Annotated in this window: 19 protein-coding genes; 6 read left to right on the top strand and 13 right to left on the bottom strand. The window is 67.9% G+C overall.

Annotation, left to right across the window (positions count from 1 at the left end):
- The first annotated feature begins 69 nt into the window (after nucleotides 1-69).
- Both SFB74_RS00450 and SFB74_RS00445 read left to right on the top strand, forming a co-directional pair.
- Entirely contained in the window at nucleotides 70-1,014 is a 945-nt protein-coding gene (locus SFB74_RS00450) for a CysB family HTH-type transcriptional regulator (protein ID WP_432728712.1), read from the top strand.
- Between the two features lie 214 nt (nucleotides 1,015-1,228).
- Nucleotides 1,229-1,411: a hypothetical protein gene (locus SFB74_RS00445; protein ID WP_432728711.1), complete on the top strand. Its 183-nt coding sequence runs from the start codon at nucleotides 1,229-1,231 to the stop codon at nucleotides 1,409-1,411.
- Nucleotides 1,412-1,490: 79 nt separating this feature from the next.
- Here the strand turns inward: SFB74_RS00445 and SFB74_RS00440 are convergent, their stop codons facing one another.
- Together SFB74_RS00440 and SFB74_RS00435 are read right to left on the bottom strand one after the other, a co-directional pair.
- Nucleotides 1,491-1,916 (bottom strand): RcnB family protein, encoded by a 426-nt coding sequence (locus SFB74_RS00440; RefSeq protein ID WP_432728710.1) that lies wholly within the window; start codon nucleotides 1,914-1,916, stop codon nucleotides 1,491-1,493.
- Nucleotides 1,917-2,043: 127 nt separating this feature from the next.
- A complete protein-coding gene (locus SFB74_RS00435; protein ID WP_432728709.1) occupies nucleotides 2,044-2,634 on the bottom strand; it encodes a dihydrofolate reductase family protein in 591 nt (196 codons plus the stop codon).
- A 101-nt stretch (nucleotides 2,635-2,735) separates the two neighbouring features.
- On the opposite strand from SFB74_RS00435, the gene SFB74_RS00430 reads away from it, so the two are divergent.
- Nucleotides 2,736-3,158 carry a winged helix-turn-helix transcriptional regulator gene (locus tag SFB74_RS00430; RefSeq protein ID WP_432728708.1) on the top strand — a complete coding sequence of 141 codons (423 nt, stop codon included), beginning with the start codon at nucleotides 2,736-2,738 and terminating at the stop codon, nucleotides 3,156-3,158.
- Nucleotides 3,159-3,168: 10 nt separating this feature from the next.
- On the opposite strand, the gene SFB74_RS00425 is transcribed toward SFB74_RS00430, so the two are convergent.
- Nucleotides 3,169-3,894, bottom strand: a complete 726-nt coding sequence (locus SFB74_RS00425; RefSeq protein ID WP_432728707.1) for a CPBP family glutamic-type intramembrane protease — start codon at nucleotides 3,892-3,894, stop codon at nucleotides 3,169-3,171.
- 12 nt (nucleotides 3,895-3,906) lie between these two features.
- On the opposite strand from SFB74_RS00425, the gene SFB74_RS00420 reads away from it, so the two are divergent.
- A complete protein-coding gene (locus tag SFB74_RS00420; RefSeq protein ID WP_432728706.1) occupies nucleotides 3,907-4,302 on the top strand; it encodes a VOC family protein in 396 nt (131 codons plus the stop codon).
- Nucleotides 4,303-4,322: 20 nt separating this feature from the next.
- Here SFB74_RS00420 and SFB74_RS00415 read toward each other — a convergent pair whose 3' ends face one another.
- The 6 genes from SFB74_RS00415 to SFB74_RS00390 are packed head-to-tail and all read right to left on the bottom strand — an operon-like array spanning nucleotide 4,323 to nucleotide 10,580.
- Nucleotides 4,323-5,237: a VOC family protein gene (locus SFB74_RS00415; RefSeq protein ID WP_432728705.1), complete on the bottom strand. Its 915-nt coding sequence runs from the start codon at nucleotides 5,235-5,237 to the stop codon at nucleotides 4,323-4,325.
- 42 nt (nucleotides 5,238-5,279) lie between these two features.
- The gene (locus SFB74_RS00410) at nucleotides 5,280-6,125 is read right to left on the bottom strand and encodes an ABC transporter ATP-binding protein (RefSeq protein ID WP_432728704.1); all 846 of its coding nucleotides are present in this window, start codon (nucleotides 6,123-6,125) and stop codon (nucleotides 5,280-5,282) included.
- A complete protein-coding gene (locus SFB74_RS00405; protein WP_432728703.1) occupies nucleotides 6,122-6,985 on the bottom strand; it encodes an ABC transporter ATP-binding protein in 864 nt (287 codons plus the stop codon). Before SFB74_RS00405 ends, SFB74_RS00410 begins: the two co-directional genes overlap by 4 nt.
- On the bottom strand, nucleotides 6,969-7,547 hold the full coding sequence (locus SFB74_RS00400) for an OsmC family protein (protein ID WP_432728702.1): 579 nt from the start codon (nucleotides 7,545-7,547) through the stop codon (nucleotides 6,969-6,971). Before SFB74_RS00400 ends, SFB74_RS00405 begins: the two co-directional genes overlap by 17 nt.
- Before the next feature lie 14 nt (nucleotides 7,548-7,561).
- Nucleotides 7,562-9,391 carry an ABC transporter permease gene (locus SFB74_RS00395; RefSeq protein ID WP_432728701.1) on the bottom strand — a complete coding sequence of 610 codons (1,830 nt, stop codon included), beginning with the start codon at nucleotides 9,389-9,391 and terminating at the stop codon, nucleotides 7,562-7,564.
- Nucleotides 9,392-9,398: 7 nt separating this feature from the next.
- Complete coding sequence (locus SFB74_RS00390; RefSeq protein ID WP_432728700.1) at nucleotides 9,399-10,580, bottom strand: ABC transporter substrate-binding protein; 1,182 nt, start codon at nucleotides 10,578-10,580, stop codon at nucleotides 9,399-9,401.
- 181 nt (nucleotides 10,581-10,761) lie between these two features.
- Between SFB74_RS00390 and SFB74_RS00385 the strand changes: the two genes are divergently transcribed.
- A complete protein-coding gene (locus SFB74_RS00385) occupies nucleotides 10,762-11,400 on the top strand; it encodes a GDSL-type esterase/lipase family protein (protein WP_432728699.1) in 639 nt (212 codons plus the stop codon).
- On the opposite strand, the gene SFB74_RS00380 is transcribed toward SFB74_RS00385, so the two are convergent.
- From SFB74_RS00380 to SFB74_RS00365, 4 genes are all read right to left on the bottom strand, one after another.
- Nucleotides 11,378-11,905, bottom strand: coding sequence for a class IV adenylate cyclase (locus SFB74_RS00380; protein ID WP_432728698.1), 528 nt, complete (start codon nucleotides 11,903-11,905; stop codon nucleotides 11,378-11,380). The genes SFB74_RS00385 and SFB74_RS00380 overlap by 23 nt on opposite strands.
- Nucleotides 11,906-12,019: 114 nt before the next feature.
- The gene (locus SFB74_RS00375; protein ID WP_432728697.1) at nucleotides 12,020-12,388 is read right to left on the bottom strand and encodes a hypothetical protein; all 369 of its coding nucleotides are present in this window, start codon (nucleotides 12,386-12,388) and stop codon (nucleotides 12,020-12,022) included.
- Nucleotides 12,385-12,969 (bottom strand): cob(I)yrinic acid a,c-diamide adenosyltransferase, encoded by a 585-nt coding sequence (locus SFB74_RS00370; protein WP_432728696.1) that lies wholly within the window; start codon nucleotides 12,967-12,969, stop codon nucleotides 12,385-12,387. The genes SFB74_RS00375 and SFB74_RS00370 overlap by 4 nt, the downstream gene beginning before the upstream one ends.
- Before the next feature lie 21 nt (nucleotides 12,970-12,990).
- Complete coding sequence (locus SFB74_RS00365) at nucleotides 12,991-13,491, bottom strand: DinB family protein (RefSeq protein ID WP_432728695.1); 501 nt, start codon at nucleotides 13,489-13,491, stop codon at nucleotides 12,991-12,993.
- A gap of 71 nt (nucleotides 13,492-13,562) precedes the next feature.
- Here SFB74_RS00365 and SFB74_RS00360 point away from each other — a divergent pair, with 71 nt between their 5' ends.
- Entirely contained in the window at nucleotides 13,563-14,987 is a 1,425-nt protein-coding gene (locus SFB74_RS00360; protein ID WP_432728694.1) for an FAD-binding oxidoreductase, read from the top strand.
- Nucleotides 14,988-14,991: the final 4 nt, after the last annotated feature.

The raw sequence follows: 14,991 nt of genomic DNA, 5'->3' as shown, positions 1-14,991 counted from the left end.
CGAATAAGCGCTTCTGCCGAGAATCGCCGATCGGCCCCAGCCGGGGCTTCGATGACTCTTCCGCGCCAGATGAACTTCCAACAACTGCGCTCGGTACGCGAGGCCGTTCGTTGCGGCTTCAACCTGACCGAAGTCGCCCACACACTCCACACCTCCCAGCCCGGCGTGAGCCGGCAGATCCGCGAGCTCGAGGAGGAGCTCGGCATCGAACTCTTCGTGCGCGCCGGCAAGCGGCTCACGGGCCTTACCGAGCCCGGTGGGCACGTCCTGCCGATCATCGAGCGCATGCTGATGGAGAGCAGCAACCTCAAGCACGCGGGCCAGGAGTTCGTCGCGCAGCAAAGCGGCCTGCTCTCGGTGGCTGCCACGCACTCGCAGGCGCGCTATGCGATGCCGGTGGCGGTGCAGGAATTCCGCGCGCAGTTCCCGAACGTGAAGCTGCACCTGCACCAGGGCTCGCCCAAGCAGATCGCGCAGATGCTGCTCGACGGCGAGGCCGACGTGGGCATCGCCACCGAGGCGCTGGGCGACTATCCGCAGCTGGTCGCCCTGCCCTGCTACCGGTGGACGCATTCGGTGATCGTGCCGCCGGGGCACCCGCTGCTGGACGCGCCGCTCACGCTGGAGGCGCTCACGCGCTATCCGCTCATCACCTACGACACCGGCTTCACCGGCCGCTCGCGCATCGACGAGGCCTTCGAGCAGCGCGGACTGCAGCCCAACATCGTGCTGGCCGCGATGGATGCGGACGTGATCAAGACCTACGTCCAACTGGGCCTGGGCATCGGCATCGTGGCCGGCGTGGCCTACGAGGCCGAGCGCGACACGCAGCTGCGTGCGCTCGACGCGGGGCGGCTGTTCGGCATCAACCTCACCAAGCTGGCGGTGCGGCGCGGCACCTACCTGCGCAAGTACGTCTATGCCTTCATCGAGTCGTTCGCGCCCACGCTGACCCGCGCAATCGTCGAAAAGGCTCTGGGAGACCAAGAGAAGGCCTCCCACTACGAAATCTAGGCTTTGTCCAGAAGCTGCAGAGGGGTGTGTACTACGGACGACAGAATGGTTAAAAAAGAAGAATGAAGCTTCACACAGGCGGCGTACATTCGGGTTAATTCCCTGGCTTCCTGGAAATGGATCAGCAATGGCATCGTCGACCTCGCAGCAGCAAACGCAACAGCAAACAAGGGCTTCCCAGAAGGCAGCCGATGCAGCGGAGCGGCGCGAACGGTTGAGACGGACCCTGCCCGCCACGGTCGAACTGCTGCAGAGCCGCCAGGCCGACCGCATCGACGACGCCGACATCGACGCGTATGTGAGCCTCAACTGGCTCGAGTGGCACGGTGGTGGTCTTCGCCTGACCATCACGGGGCGCAACGTCTGCGCCCAGTCGGTGCCCACGGCGCTGGTCTGAAGACCGGCTCTGGCGTTCGCTCCAAAGAAAAAACCGCCGCGGTTACCCGTGGCGGTTTCGTCGCTGTGCGAGCCCTTGCTTACTGGCCGGCGATGATGTTCGCGATCACGCCGGTGGCGATGGCCGCGAGCACGAAGTCGCCGCCCACGCCCACCCACTGATAGCCGCGGGGCGGCTGCTGGAGCCTGTAGGCGCGCCAGTCCTGCACCACGTAGTTGCGGCCGCGGTACTCCGGCGGCACGCGGCCGCCACGACGCCAATCGGCATGCGGTTGCGGGAAGCCCCGGCGGTCGAACTGGCGGCCGTCGCGGAAGTCCTGGTTGCCGCGGTAGTGGTCACCGTGCGGACCACGGCGGTCGAAATTGCGGTCGCGCTGCTCGTAGCGGCCATCGCCGGGGCGGCCGTTGTTGTCGAAGCGACGGTCTTGTGCAAAGGCGCTTCCAGCGGCCAGGCACATCGCGAGCGCCGCGGCTCCCACGGCCATGATCTTCGAGTTGGTGTTCATCCGGAACTCCTTCATGCGTTGATGACGAGTCCATTGTGTGCCGCGCATGTGTCCGATTCGACCGCTTCAGGTCGCGGTCAGGTGAAATCAGGTAAGCGCTGGTATCCGCGTGGCGCCTTGTCCTGCATCAGCACGGCACGTAGCGGTTGACCACCATCCCGCTCTCGTAGGCCGTGGAGCGCAGCAGCCGCAGCTTGTGGCCCTTGCGCTGGTCGTGGAACACCGAGCGCCCCGCGCCCACGGCCGTGGGGTTCACGAAGAACTGGAACTCGTCGACCAGCCCCGCCGCAACCAGCGCCGACGCGAAGCCCACGCCCCCGATGGTGATGATGTCCTTGCCCGGCTCGCGCTTGAGCGCGTTCACCTCCTCGGCCATGTCGCCGCGCGCGATGACGGTGCGCTCCCAGCGCGAGGAGGCGAGCTTGCCGGTGAGCACGACCTTGCGCGCGTCGACGATCTTCTGCGCGAAGGCGTAGTGCCGGTTCGCGGGAAAGTTCTTCGCCGCGCGGCCCCAGTGGTCGAGGTAGCCCTCTTCCACGATGAGCCGGCTCAGCAGGATGGTGTCGATGCCTTCGAAGACGGCGTTGAAGTCGCGCTTCAGCGCGTCGTCCCAGGCCCAGCGATCGCCCCAGCCCCAGAGCTGCCAGTCGAGGCTGCCATTGGCGGGCGACACATAGCCGTCGACCGACATCTGCATTTGCAGGATTAGCTTTCTCATGCCGGTTCTCCTTCGGTTACTGCTTGCCAAATGCAAGCAGTTGAAGTGTTCGGCAACTGATGCAAAAATGCAAGCAGTTTTTCAAAGAGATCGGAAAGAGCATGGCCTCCAGCGAAAAGTCGGCATGTCCGATCAATCTCGCGCTCGAAGTCTTCGGCGACCGGTGGAGCCTGCTGATCGTTCGCGACATGATGTTCGCGGGCAAGCGCCACTTCCGCGAGTTCCTGCAGTCCGAGGAAGGCATCTCCTCGAACATCCTCACCGAGCGTCTCGGCAAGCTGGTCGAGTACGGCGTTCTCTCAAAGTCCGACGACCCGACCCACAAGCAGAAGGCCATCTACAGCCTCACGCCGATGGGCATCGACCTGCTGCCGGTGGTGGCGCAGATCGGCATCTGGGGCCGCAAGTACCGGCCCGTGACCGAAGAGAGCGGCGCTCCCGCCGAAGCGCTGGAAAAAGGCGGAGCCGCTCTGCAGAAGAAGATGCAGGCCGGGCTGCGCAAGGCGCATCTCGGCGGGCACTGAATCAGCAGCGTCAGTAGAGACCAGCCGCGAGCGCGGCAATGGCCAGGCCGTGCGCCAGCGTGGCCGCCAGCAGGCCTGCGCGCCAGTACACGAGGCTCGCGACCAGCCCCTCGATCAGCGTGAAGACCAGCACCGGCAGCCCCACGCGCGTAACAACCAATGCCAGCCATGCATGGCACAGGCTGAACAGCACGGCGGCCACCACCGCCGAGCGCAGCGGCGCCATCTGCTGCATCAGGCACCGCTGCAGCATGCCGCGGAACAGCAACTCTTCATAGGCATTGCCCAGCAGCGCGAAGACGAGGATCGGCACGAGCAGCGCCGCATCGGGCCGCGCGAGCGAGGGCAGATCCAGGACCGTCTTCAGCGTTGCAGCCAGCGCGGTGACGACGATGGCGCCCAGCAAGCCCCAGAGCACGGAAACCGCCGGCCGCCTTCCCGGCCCTCCCCGCCACCACGCCACGCGCTCGAGCCATGCGACACCCGCGAACAAGGCGGCCGACATGCCCGCCAGTGCAAGCAGCACGGACGCCGGCGCAGTCAGTCGCATGGAGCCCGCGTTCAGTTGCCAGAAACCCGCTGGGCTCATCGCGTCGCGCGCGAAGATGAAGAACAGGATGTGGACCGCGAGCCGGACACCTCCCAGCGCACGTGGAATGGCCAGCAGCAAGGCCAGTGCGAGCAGGGCCGCTGGCAGAATCGAAGCGAGGTAGTCGAACAGTGAAGAAGAAGCCATCGAGAGGAACACATGCCTGAACACACCGCACCGGCAGCCGCCGTGATCTACGCCAAGGACGTATCGCGCCTGAGCGCGTTCTATGCGGGTGTCGCGGGCCTCGCGATCATGCACGCGGAAGCCGGCTACGCGAGCCTGGAGTCGGCGTCACTGCAGCTTTTCATCGTCGCGATGAACCCGGACATCGCCGCCCGGGTGCAGATCGCGCAGCCGCCTGTGCCGCGGGAGAACACGGCACTGAAGTTCATCTTCCCGGTGGCTGACATTGCAGCGGCCCGCCAACTCGCGACCGAAGCCGGCGGCACGCTGAAGCCGGCCGGTGCCGAATGGGAATTCAACGGTTACCGCCATTGCGACGGGCACGACCCCGAGGGCAATGTGTTCCAGCTGCGCATGCGCGCAGCCTGAATGAACGAGCGAACGAAGGCTCAGCCGCCGACCGCGCTGTTGACCTGGTAGCCGCGCGAGGCGCTGCCGTGCTTCGCGTGGCGGTCCAGCGGCGGCAGGTCGAGTTCGATCAATGCGCCGTGCGCCTTCGCAAGGTCGAAAGTGCCCGTGGATTGCGGCCTGTCGGTGTGAAGCACGAGCGCATAGGGGCCCTCCCCGCGCGCAGCGAGACGCTGCCCGAGGCTGTCGCCACCGCCTTCCCCTTCGTCCGATGCGCTGCCGCTGCCGTTCTCTCGCGGCGAGGAAAGCACCAGCACGCTTTGCCCCAACGCAATGACGGCCAGGCGCACGTTGCTGCCGGGCAGCACGACAGGCTCGCCGATATGGGTGTCGGCATCGTCGGACACGCTGCTTCCCAGCAAGGCGCGATAGCGCGCCAGCGTCGCATCGAGATCGCGCACCGCAACGGCCAGGCTCGCCACGCCCAGCACGCCATTGGCATGCACGCGCACGTCGCCTTCGGGCACGCGCAGCGCGCGCGGCGTGAGGTCGCCGCAAAGAAAAGGCAGGTCGGCCGACGACGGACGCGCCGTCTGCCAGCGCAGGCGCTCGCCGTCGGGCCGCACACGGCCGCCGTCGAGCGGGCCTTCGAGAGCGAGGCCTCGGGCCTTCGCATCGGCCACGGTGGTGGCGGTGTCGCGCGGCAGCAGCGCGAAGTCGACGATGCCTTCGCCGTGCTTCTGCAGGAGCTGCCACCAGCATTCGGTGGGCGAAGGCTCGCGCCACGCGATCAGCTCCAGGTAGCTGCCGTCGGCGAACACCACCAGCGCGTTGTGCGTGGCGCGCCCCGGATGGTCGCCGCCGCGCAGCACGTGGAAACCGAGCGCGCCGTAGTCGGCGATGGTGCGTTCGAGGTCGTGCACCGCGATCACGATGTGGTCGAGCTTCAAAGGCATTCGTGTGTTCTCCCGTGGATGTTTGCTGCTGATCTCTTCGGCTCAGGAGGCGGTGCGCGCCGCGCCGTCGCCGCCGAGGTAGGCGTCGCGGATGCGCGCATCGGCCAGCAGCTCGCGCGCCGGGCCCGAGAGCACGATGCGCCCCGTCTGCAGCACGTAGCCGTGGTGCGCGATCTGCAGCGCGAGGCTCGCGTTCTGCTCGACCATGAACACCGACACGCCCTGCGCGTTGATGCGCGCGATGAGCTCCAGCACCTTGTCGACGTACAGCGGCGACAGGCCCATGGTCGGCTCGTCCATGCAGATGAGCTGCGGCCGGCCCATGAGCGCGCGCGCCATCGCCACCATCTGCTGCTCGCCGCCCGAGAGCGTGCCGGCCTGGAACTCGATGCGCTCGGCCACGCGCGGGAACAGCTCCAGCATGCGCTCCAGGTCTTCGGCCACGGCCTTGCGATCGCTGCACGCATAGGCGCCCATCAGCAGGTTCTCGCGCACCGTCATCGCAGGGAACAGGCGGCGCGCCTCGGGCACCGAGCCGATGCCCTTGCGCACGATCTGCGGCGTGCTCAGCCCGAGCGTCGATTCGCCGTTGAAGAGCACCTCGCCCGAGCGCGGCTTGAGCAGCCCGAGCACGATCTTCATCGTGGTCGACTTGCCGCTGGCGTTGCCGCCGAGCAGGCTGACGATCTGGCCGCTGCGCACTTCGATGTCGAGATCGAAGTGCGCCTGCACGGGGCCGTAGAAGCTGTTGATCTTGCTGAGCTGGAGCAGCGGTTGCTGCGCCCCGGCGGCAACGGGCGCGGCACTGCGTTCGGGCAGATCCTCGTCGCGGCCCTCACCCCATAGCGGCGACGGCGCAAGGCCCGAGCGGGCAACAGTGGCGATCATGCTGGCACCGCCGCTTTCTCTTCGCGCGGCACATCCGCCGAACCCACGTGGCGATGGCCGAGGTAGGCCTCGATCACCGCCGGGTCGTTGCGCACGTCGTCCGGCAGCCCTTCCGCGATCTTGCGGCCGTCGTCGAGCACGGCCACGCGGTCCGACAGCTGCATCACCAGGTCGAGCTTGTGCTCGATCAGCAGGATGGTCTGCCCGCGCGCCTTCAGGCCGCGGATGATCTCCAGCATCTCGGCCGTCTCGCTCTCGTTCATGCCGGCGGTGGGCTCGTCCAGCAGCAGCAGGCGCGGCTTCAGCGCGAGCGCGCGTGCGATCTCCACGCGGCGGCGGTTGGCGTACGAGAGGCTGTAGGCCGGGTGGTCGATGCGCGGCGCGAGGCGCTGGCCGAAGAGCGCGATGATCTCGCGAGCCTCTTCGCGCAGCGCCTCTTCCTCGCGGCGCACGGCGCCGGGCTGCACCAGCGCAAGGGCCAGTTCGGCGATGGCGCCCAGCCCAGGCACACCGCCCACGCGCGGTTTCACGGCGCGCAGCCGCGTGTGCGCGCCGACCAGCACGTTGTCGAGCACCGAGAGATTCGCGAACACGCGTCCGTGCTGGAAGGTGCGCGCCAGTCCGCGCTGTGCGAGTTGCTGCGCAGGCAGGCCGGTGATGTCCTGTCCGTCGAACAGCACCTGCCCCTCGTCGGGCCTGTCGAGGCCGGTGACGAGATTGAAGAGCGTGGTCTTGCCCGCGCCGTTCGGTCCGATCACGCTCAGCAGCTCGCCTTCGCCCAGATGCAGGTCGACGGCGTTGACGGCAGTGAGCCCGCCGAAACGGCGTGTGAGGCCGCGTATCTCAAGCAGCGATGGCATCGTCCTCTTTCCGCGATGCGTTGGCAGCCTCGGCCTTGGAATCGACGAGCTTGACCTCGGCGCGGATCGTCTGCGGATTGCGCAGCAGGTTGAGGATGGGGCAGTTGCGCTCCACCGCCTCGAACAGCGCGTCGATCTCCTCGCGGCTCGCGGGCGAGTCGATGTGCACCGTGTAGCCGATCTCGTGCGGCCAGATGGGCGTCTTCTCGTGGCCCGGCTTGCCGCCGCGCGGGTCGATGATGCCCGTCACCTCCACCTCGAGGCTTTCGAGCGGCACCTGCCGTTCGGCCGCCTGGATCAGGAAGATGTGCGTGACGCAGGTACCCAGCACGCCCAGCTGCAGCTCGGGCGAGCTCGGCCCGAGGTTGTAGCCGGCGAAGTCCGGCGGGCTGTCGCTGATGACCTGGTGCTCGCGGATGCGCAGCCGGCGCACGCCGCTGCGGCCCTCGGCCTTCACGCTGGCCTTGAGCTGTACGGGCTGCGCGGTGCCTGCTTCGACGGCGGCATTGCGCGCCAGCACGGCTGCGCGTTTCTCGGCGAGGTAGTCGTTGAGGTGGCTCATGGTGGTGCTTTCTTTCAGACAGTGCCCAGCAAACCCTGCGGGCGGAAACGGATCAGCAGGAGAAGCGCGACGCCGTAGATCAGCATCCGGTACTCGGCCGTCACGCGGAACAGTTCCGGCAGGCTCACGAGCGCGACCGCGCCCAGCAGCGCGCCGCTGATGTTCCCGAGCCCGCCGAGGATCACCATCGTGAGCGCGAGGATCGAGATCTGCGAGCCGAAGGTCTCGTGGTTGATGTACGAGTACATGTGCGCGGTGAAGGCGCCGCTCACGCCCGCCGCGAAGCCGCCGAAGCCGAAGGCCAGCGCCTTGTAGCGGTCGGGGCTCACGCCGTAGGCGCGCGCGGCCACCTCGTCCTCGCGCACAGCGCGGAAGGTGCGGCCCAGGTGCGATCGCAGCAGGCGCCACTGCAGCAACGCAAGAAGCACCATCGCGCCGAAGGAGGCCCAGTAGAGCGCCTCGTTCGACGAGGCATCGCGCCCGAACAGCGACAACGGCGGAATGCCCGACACGCCGATGGGCCCGTGCGTGAGGCTTTCCCAGTTGAGGATGGTGAGCGCCACGATCTCGCCGATGCCCAGCGTGGCGATCGACACGTAGTGGCCGCGCAGCCTGAAGGCCGGGAAGATCAGCGCCGTGCCGATCAGCGAAGTGAGGATGCCCGCGAGCACGATGCCCGTGCCCACCGGCAGGCGCAGGTCGAGCACCAGCAGCGACGACGCGTACGCGCCGATGGCCAGCAGCCCTGCGTGGCCCAGCGAGATCTGCCCGACGGTGCCGGCCACCAGCGTGAGGCTCAGCGCGAGCGCGCCGTAGAGCCATGCGTTGGTGAGCGTCTGCAGCAGGTATGGAGACGGGTCGAAGAGCGGCAGCGCCACCGCCGCCACGAACAGCGCGAGCAACAGCCCGCGCGGTACATGCCACGGCTTGCTGGGCGCGATGAAGGTGCCCGTGAGCGGCTCGGGCGGCAATGCGCGCTTGCGTCCGAACAGCCCGTTGGGCTTCCACACCAGGATGACCAGCAGCAGCGCGAACGCGAAGAGGTTGCGGTACGGCGTGCCGAGGATCGCCACGCCATAGCTCTCGATCAGCCCCAGCAGAAGGCTGCCCGCGATGGCGCCCGGCACGCTGCCCACGCCGCCGACCACGGTGGCCACCACGCCCTTGAGCGTGGCCTGGAAGCTCATCGCCGGGCTGATGTTGTTGTAGTACATGCCCACCAGCAGGCCCGAGAGGCCGCCCAGCGCGGCGGCGATGGCGAACACGATCTGGTTCACACGGTCGACGTCCACGCCCATCTGCTGCGCCGCGTCGCGGTCTTGTGCCGTGGCGCGCACCGCCCAGCCGAGTTTCGTGAAACGCAGGAAGCCGAAAAGCACGGCCGCGCTCGCGAGGCCTATGCCCGCGATGAGGATGTCGAGCGCGCCGATGGTGCCGGTGCCGATCTGCAGGCGCCAGTCGGGCAGCTGCGTGGGCAGCGAGCGCGGGTCGGGGCTGAACACCAGCTGCACGAGGATGTCGAGCACGAAGCTGATGCCGATGGTGGCCAGCAGCGGCGCGATGCGCGCCGAGCCCTGCAGCGGCCGCAGGCCCACGCGCTCGATCAGCATGCCCAGCGCGCCCGAGCCCAGCACCACCAGCGCGATGGTGACGGGCAGCGGCGTGTGCTGCCAGGTGATCGACGCCCAGCCGATGTACGCGCCCACCGTGTACACCGAGCCGTGCGCGAAGTTGATGAGGTGCGAGACGCCGAAGATCAATGCGAGGCCGACCGCCAGCAACGCATAGATGTTGCCGATGATCAGGCCGTTGACGGTGTAGTCGAAGAAGGACGTGAAGCTCATCGACCGACTACCTGGCCGCTGCCACGGCCGCCTTCTCGTCGAGCTGCGCCCACTTGCCGTCCTTCACGACGAGGTTGACGCTCTTCACGCCGACCACGCGGCGCGTCTGCGCGTCGAAGTTCGCCTTGCCGAAGATCACGCTGGGCACGTCCTTGATCTTGTAGAACGCGTCGCGCACGGCCTTGCGGTCGGCGTTCGGGCCGGCCTGGCGCAGCGCGGCGGCCGCGTACACCACGGCGTCGTAGGCGTAGGCGTTGAAGGCGTCGGGCTCCTTGTCGTACTTGGCGCGGAAGCTCTTCACGAAGTCGCGCACCTCGGCACGCGGCTCGTCAGGATAGAAGGCGGTGTTGGTGTAGATGCCGTTCACTGACGCGCCACCCAGCTCGATGAACTTGGGCGAATACACCGAGCCCACGGCGGCGATGGGCTGCTTCAAGCCCACGCTGCGCACCTGGCCCGCGATGAGCGCGCCGTCGGGGTAGTAGGAGATGAGCACCAGCCCGTCGGGGTTGGCGTCGCGCACGCGCACCAGCGTCGAGCGGAAGTCTTTCTCGTCGGGCTGGTAGCCCTCGGCGATGGCGACCTGCGCGCCGCGCTCCTGCGCGGCCTTCACGAGCACGTCCTTGCTGGTTCGGCCCCAGTCGGTGTTGAGGTACAGCACTGCGATGCGCTTGAAGCCCAGCGTCTTCACCGCGAGCTCGGCCAGCAGCGGCTGGGCGTCGGCCTGGCTGATGGAGGGGCTCCAGATGTAGTCGCCGCCCTTGGTGAAGTCGGGGTGCGAGTTGGTGAAGCCCAGCTGCACCAGGCCCGCGCGCTGGTAGATGGGCGAGGCCGCCATCGAGGCCGGGCTGGAGAAGTCGCCCAACTCGATGAGCACGCGCTTGTCGTTCACCAGCTTCTGCGCGATGGCCACCGACTGTCGCGGATCGCTCTGGCTGTCCTCGAAGTTGTAGGCCAGCGGACGGCCGTGGATGCCGCCCTGCGCGTTGATGTGCTCCAGCGCGAGATCGAAGCCGGCCTTCCACTGCGCGCCGTACTGGGCATTCTGGCCGGTGACCGGCCCGCTCACGCCGAACCACACGGGCTCGCCGGTGGCTGGCGCGGCCAGGGCGGAGAACGGTGCGGCCAGCAGGGCCACGGAGAGTGCGGCCACATGACGCAGGAAGCGGTGGCGGGTGAGCGTCGGCATGGTGTCGGATCCCGGGATGAGTGAACGGAACGAAGAAACAGGCAGGCAGCCAGGGCCTGCTGGCGATTCTTCGCCCGCCTCCATCGCCGGGGAACTAACAAAAACGGGGAGGCTTATGCGCTTTCCGAGCAAAGGGGAAAGCGCCCGCGCGGCTTCGGGCTGCGATTAAGCTGCGCGCCACATGAAGAGACGACACCTCCTCCATCTGCTGGCGGGCGTACCCGCGGCGACCCTGCTGGCGGCCTGCGGCAAGCGCAAGTCATCGGCCGCTGCGCTGAAGCCCGGTGCCCACGTGCTGGCCATCGGCGACAGCCTGACCTTCGGCTATGGCGCGTCGCCCGAGGCCTCATGGCCGGTGAAGCTGGGCGAACTCACGGGGTGGCAGGTCGAGAACGCCGGCGTCAACGGCGATACATCGGCGGGCGCGCTGCAGCGCCTGCCGGGGCTGCTGGGCGGGGCGAGCTACGACGCGATCCTGATCGGCATCGGCGGCAACGACATGCTGCGCGGCGTGTCGGCCACGGCCACGCGCGACAACCTTGTGGAGCTGATCACGCAGGCGCGTGCGCACACGCCCTACGTGGCAGTGCTGGCGACGCCCTCGCCCGACGCGATGCGCGCGGTGGTGGGCTCGCTCAGCGATGCGCCGTTCTACGAGGAGGTGGCGAAGGCGCAGCAGGCGCTGCTGGTGGCCAATGTGTATTCGAGCGTGCTGTCGGACTCGTCGCTGCGATCCGACCGCATCCATGCCAATGCACGAGGCTACGAGAAGATCGCGCAGCTCCTGGCGGAGCAGTTCAGGTCTGCTGGCTGGCGTTGATCAGGTCGACGTAGGCGCCCTGCAGGAGCTGGTCGGTGCCCACGCCCAATTGAGCCATGAGGGCGTGCGCCTCGGCGACGCCTGCCTCGGCCGACTCGCCCTCCTCCAGCACCACTTCGAGTTCGAGGAACTCGCCGAGGCCTTCGACGCGGTCGAGGTGCACGCGTGTGCGGCCCACGAGGAACAGCCTCCGCTGCTTGCGCACGCGCCCCGCCTGGCCCCATGCGAGCGTGAGCGAGTCACGCAACACGTCGGGCGTGCTGCAGGGCGTGATCAGGTAGAACGATTCCTTCGGGCCGGCGCTGTTCGCGCGGCGGTAGAAGATCAGCTCCGCGCGGTCGGGCGCGAAGGTGCGCAGCTTGAGGCGGTCTGCGGTGTCGCTGCAGCGGAAGAAGGTATCGTCCTGCGCAATCTCGATGGGGCCCTTGTCGGCCAGTGTCGCGGCGATGGCCGCGACGCGTTCCACGCTGTCGATGCGGGCCTTGATCTCGATGTTTCGTGCCATATCAGGTTCTCCCCCAGGCTTCGCGCACTTCGTGTCGCTTCGCCAACCCCCTTCCGGGGGCAACACCGGTGGCCCGGCGAAGCCGGTTCCACGGTGTTCCTGGATTGATGATGATCAGGGCGCACTGCCCTGCGGACCCACCGACGGCGGCGCAGCCCGCCCGCTGGACCCCGGTGAGAGCTTGCGCCCGAAGGCCTCGCCCACGTTGCGCACCGGCCTGCTGGCCTTTTCCGACACGTTGTTGATGCCGCGTCGCGTTGCAGCATCCGCGCGATTGACGCCTCGGCCTGCGGCATTCGTGCCGCGCTGCACGCTGCCCACGACCTTGCCGCCGCGCGAGGGCGACTTGATGGTGTGGGCACGTTGCGCCTGCGGCGGGTTGTCGGCGCTCTGGGCCTGTGCCGCGCCGGCCGGCAGCCACAGGGCCGCGGCAGCCGTCATGGCGAGTGCCGTGCGAAGGATGGTGTTCATCGAGGGGTTCATGGTGTTTCCTTGGTATCTGCAGCGGCCGCGCGCGCCATGCGCTCGCTCTTCCAGTAGACGTCGTCGCCGCCGTTCATTCTGTTGAGCACGCGCGCGAGCACGAAGAGCAGGTCGCTGAGCCGGTTGAGGTATTGCCGCAGCGCGTCGTTGAGTTGCTCGGCGGCTCCCAGCGCCACCACGGCGCGTTCCGCCCTGCGTGCCACGGTGCGGCACACGTGCGCGAGCGAGGCCGCGCGCGTGCCGGCGGGCAGGATGAACTCGGCCAGGCGCGGCAATGCGGCGTTGTGCTCGGCGAGCGCGTTGTCCAGTTGCAGCAGGGCCTCGGCCTTCAGCAGCGTGAAACCCGGCATCGACAGCTCGCCGCCGAGGTTGAAGAGCTGGTGCTGCACATCGACCAGCAGCTCGCGAACGGGCTCCGGCATGGGCTCGCACAGCAGCACGCCGATGTGCGAGTTGAGCTCGTCCACGTCGCCCATCGCGTGCACGCGCAGGTTGTCTTTCGACACGCGCGTGTTGTCGCCGAGACCGGTGGTGCCGTCGTCGCCCGTGCGGGTGGCGATCTGGGAAAGTCGGTTGCCCATGGGCGCTCCTGCTGGTCCTGTTTATTGCGCGACGGTCGATGCGTCGATCTTGCCGGCCAGCCACTGCAGGCCCGCGAGGTGCTGCTGGTCGTGGCTGCACAGGTAGTGGATGAGGCTGCGCATGGTGAGCGGACCGTAGCCCTCGAACACGGCCGTGCGCGCGAGCTGCGCGTCGCTCAGGCTGGAGATGATCTCCATCGTCTGCGCGCGCGCCATGCGGAAGTCGGCCAGCACCTGCGCCGCATCGGCCGCGCCGTAGTTGCGCTCGATGGCCAGCGGCTCGCTGTCGATGGAGGCGAGCGTCGGATGGCTTTCGGCCAGCGTGCGGCGGAAGCGCACATGGTAGCCCTCGATCTCGATGTCGCGCACATGGCAGAGCTGCTCGATGGCGGTGAAGGCCTCGCTGGGCACGCCATCCCACGAGGGCGGCGCCCAGTGCCTGAAGGCGAAGGGAATGGCCGCGTAGTGGGCCTCCAGCTGCGAGGGGAAAGCCGCAAGGGCGCTGAGTGTGGTGGGGTTCATGTTTTTACGAAGCGCATTATGGTGCTCGCTCCGTAGAATGGCCGATCACCCCACCGCCAGGAGACAAGCCGATGAACGCCCCGACCCAAACCTCGCACCTGATGCCGGAGCTTCATCTGCGCGATGTGCCCGACAGCCTGATCGAGGCGCTGAAGGCACGCTTCGGCGCCAACTGTTCCACGGCGATGGCGGTGCGCACGCAGCACGGGCGCGACGAATCCTCCTTCGACGCGCCGCCCCCCTCCGCCGTGGTGTTCGCCGAGAGCACGCAGGATGTTGCAGACGCGGTGAAGCTCGCGAGCGAGCACAGCGTGCCGGTCATTCCCTTCGGCGTGGGCTCCTCGCTCGAAGGCCACCTGCTGGCGGTGCAGGGCGGCATCAGCATCGACGTGTCGCGCATGAACAAGGTGCTGTCGATCAATGCCGACGACCTCACGGTGACGGTGCAGCCCGGCGTCACGCGCAAGCAGCTCAACGAAGAGATCAAGAGCACGGGCCTGTTCTTCCCCATTGACCCGGGCGCCGACGCCTCCATCGGCGGCATGACTGCCACGCGCGCGAGCGGCACGAACGCGGTGCGCTACGGGACGATGCGCGAGAACGTGCTGGCGCTCGAGGTGGTGACGGCCGCGGGCGAAGTCATCCGCACCGGCACGCGCGCGAAGAAGTCGTCGGCCGGCTATGACCTCACGCGCCTCATGGTGGGCAGCGAAGGCACGCTGGGCGTGGTCACCGAGATCACGCTGCGCATCTACCCGCTGCCCGAGGCGGTGTCCGCGGCGATCTGCTCGTTCCCGAGCATCGAGGCCGCGGTGTGCACGACCATCGAGACCATCCAGCTCGGCGTGCCGATCGCGCGCGTGGAGCTGATCGACGTGAACACGGTGCGCATGGTGAATGCCTACGCCAAGCTGAACCTGCGCGAAGAGCCGATGTTGCTGATGGAATTCCACGGCTCGCCCGCCGGCGTGAAGGAGCAGGCCGAGACGGTGCAGGAACTCGCGAGCGGCCATGGCGGCAATGCCTTCGAATGGGCCAGCACGCCGGAAGAACGCACGCGCCTGTGGACCGCGCGGCACAACAGCTACTTCGCGGCGGTGCAGTCGCGCCCGGGCTGCCGCGTGATCTCGACCGACACCTGCGTGCCGATCTCGCGCCTGGCCGACTGCCTGCTCGACTCGGTGGCCGAGGCCGATGCGAGCGGCATCCCCTACTTCCTCGTCGGCCACGTGGGCGACGGCAACTTCCACTTCGGCTACCTGCTCGACCCGAACATCCCCGAGGAGCGCGTGAAGGCCGAGGAGCTGAACCACGCGCTGGTGAGCCGTGCGCTGGCACTGGAAGGCACCTGCACCGGCGAGCACGGCGTGGGGCTGCACAAGATGGAGTTCCTGGTGAATGAAGCGGGCGTGGGCGCCATCGACATGATGCGCACGATCAAGCGGGCGCTCGACCCGAAGAACATCATGAATCCGGGGAAGATCTTCAGCCTCTGATTTC

The organism is Variovorax xiamenensis (assembly GCF_050916385.1).
In the GTDB taxonomy this organism is placed as follows: Bacteria; Pseudomonadota; Gammaproteobacteria; order Burkholderiales; family Burkholderiaceae_C; genus Variovorax.
Note: the sequence above shows the minus strand (reverse complement) of the source record. Positions and strands in the feature narration are given on the sequence as shown.

Coding starts and splice junctions, on each gene's coding strand:
- SFB74_RS00450 (WP_432728712.1), top strand. CDS start 70: ATGAACTTCCAACAACTGCGCTCGGTACGCGAGGCCGTTCGTTGCGGC.
- SFB74_RS00440 (WP_432728710.1), bottom strand. CDS start 1,916: ATGAACACCAACTCGAAGATCATGGCCGTGGGAGCCGCGGCGCTCGCG.
- SFB74_RS00435 (WP_432728709.1), bottom strand. CDS start 2,634: ATGAGAAAGCTAATCCTGCAAATGCAGATGTCGGTCGACGGCTATGTG.
- SFB74_RS00430 (WP_432728708.1), top strand. CDS start 2,736: ATGGCCTCCAGCGAAAAGTCGGCATGTCCGATCAATCTCGCGCTCGAA.
- SFB74_RS00425 (WP_432728707.1), bottom strand. CDS start 3,894: ATGGCTTCTTCTTCACTGTTCGACTACCTCGCTTCGATTCTGCCAGCG.
- SFB74_RS00420 (WP_432728706.1), top strand. CDS start 3,907: ATGCCTGAACACACCGCACCGGCAGCCGCCGTGATCTACGCCAAGGAC.
- SFB74_RS00415 (WP_432728705.1), bottom strand. CDS start 5,237: ATGCCTTTGAAGCTCGACCACATCGTGATCGCGGTGCACGACCTCGAA.
- SFB74_RS00410 (WP_432728704.1), bottom strand. CDS start 6,125: ATGATCGCCACTGTTGCCCGCTCGGGCCTTGCGCCGTCGCCGCTATGG.
- SFB74_RS00405 (WP_432728703.1), bottom strand. CDS start 6,985: ATGCCATCGCTGCTTGAGATACGCGGCCTCACACGCCGTTTCGGCGGG.
- SFB74_RS00400 (WP_432728702.1), bottom strand. CDS start 7,547: ATGAGCCACCTCAACGACTACCTCGCCGAGAAACGCGCAGCCGTGCTG.
- SFB74_RS00395 (WP_432728701.1), bottom strand. CDS start 9,391: ATGAGCTTCACGTCCTTCTTCGACTACACCGTCAACGGCCTGATCATC.
- SFB74_RS00390 (WP_432728700.1), bottom strand. CDS start 10,580: ATGCCGACGCTCACCCGCCACCGCTTCCTGCGTCATGTGGCCGCACTC.
- SFB74_RS00385 (WP_432728699.1), top strand. CDS start 10,762: ATGAAGAGACGACACCTCCTCCATCTGCTGGCGGGCGTACCCGCGGCG.
- SFB74_RS00380 (WP_432728698.1), bottom strand. CDS start 11,905: ATGGCACGAAACATCGAGATCAAGGCCCGCATCGACAGCGTGGAACGC.
- SFB74_RS00375 (WP_432728697.1), bottom strand. CDS start 12,388: ATGAACCCCTCGATGAACACCATCCTTCGCACGGCACTCGCCATGACG.
- SFB74_RS00370 (WP_432728696.1), bottom strand. CDS start 12,969: ATGGGCAACCGACTTTCCCAGATCGCCACCCGCACGGGCGACGACGGC.
- SFB74_RS00365 (WP_432728695.1), bottom strand. CDS start 13,491: ATGAACCCCACCACACTCAGCGCCCTTGCGGCTTTCCCCTCGCAGCTG.
- SFB74_RS00360 (WP_432728694.1), top strand. CDS start 13,563: ATGAACGCCCCGACCCAAACCTCGCACCTGATGCCGGAGCTTCATCTG.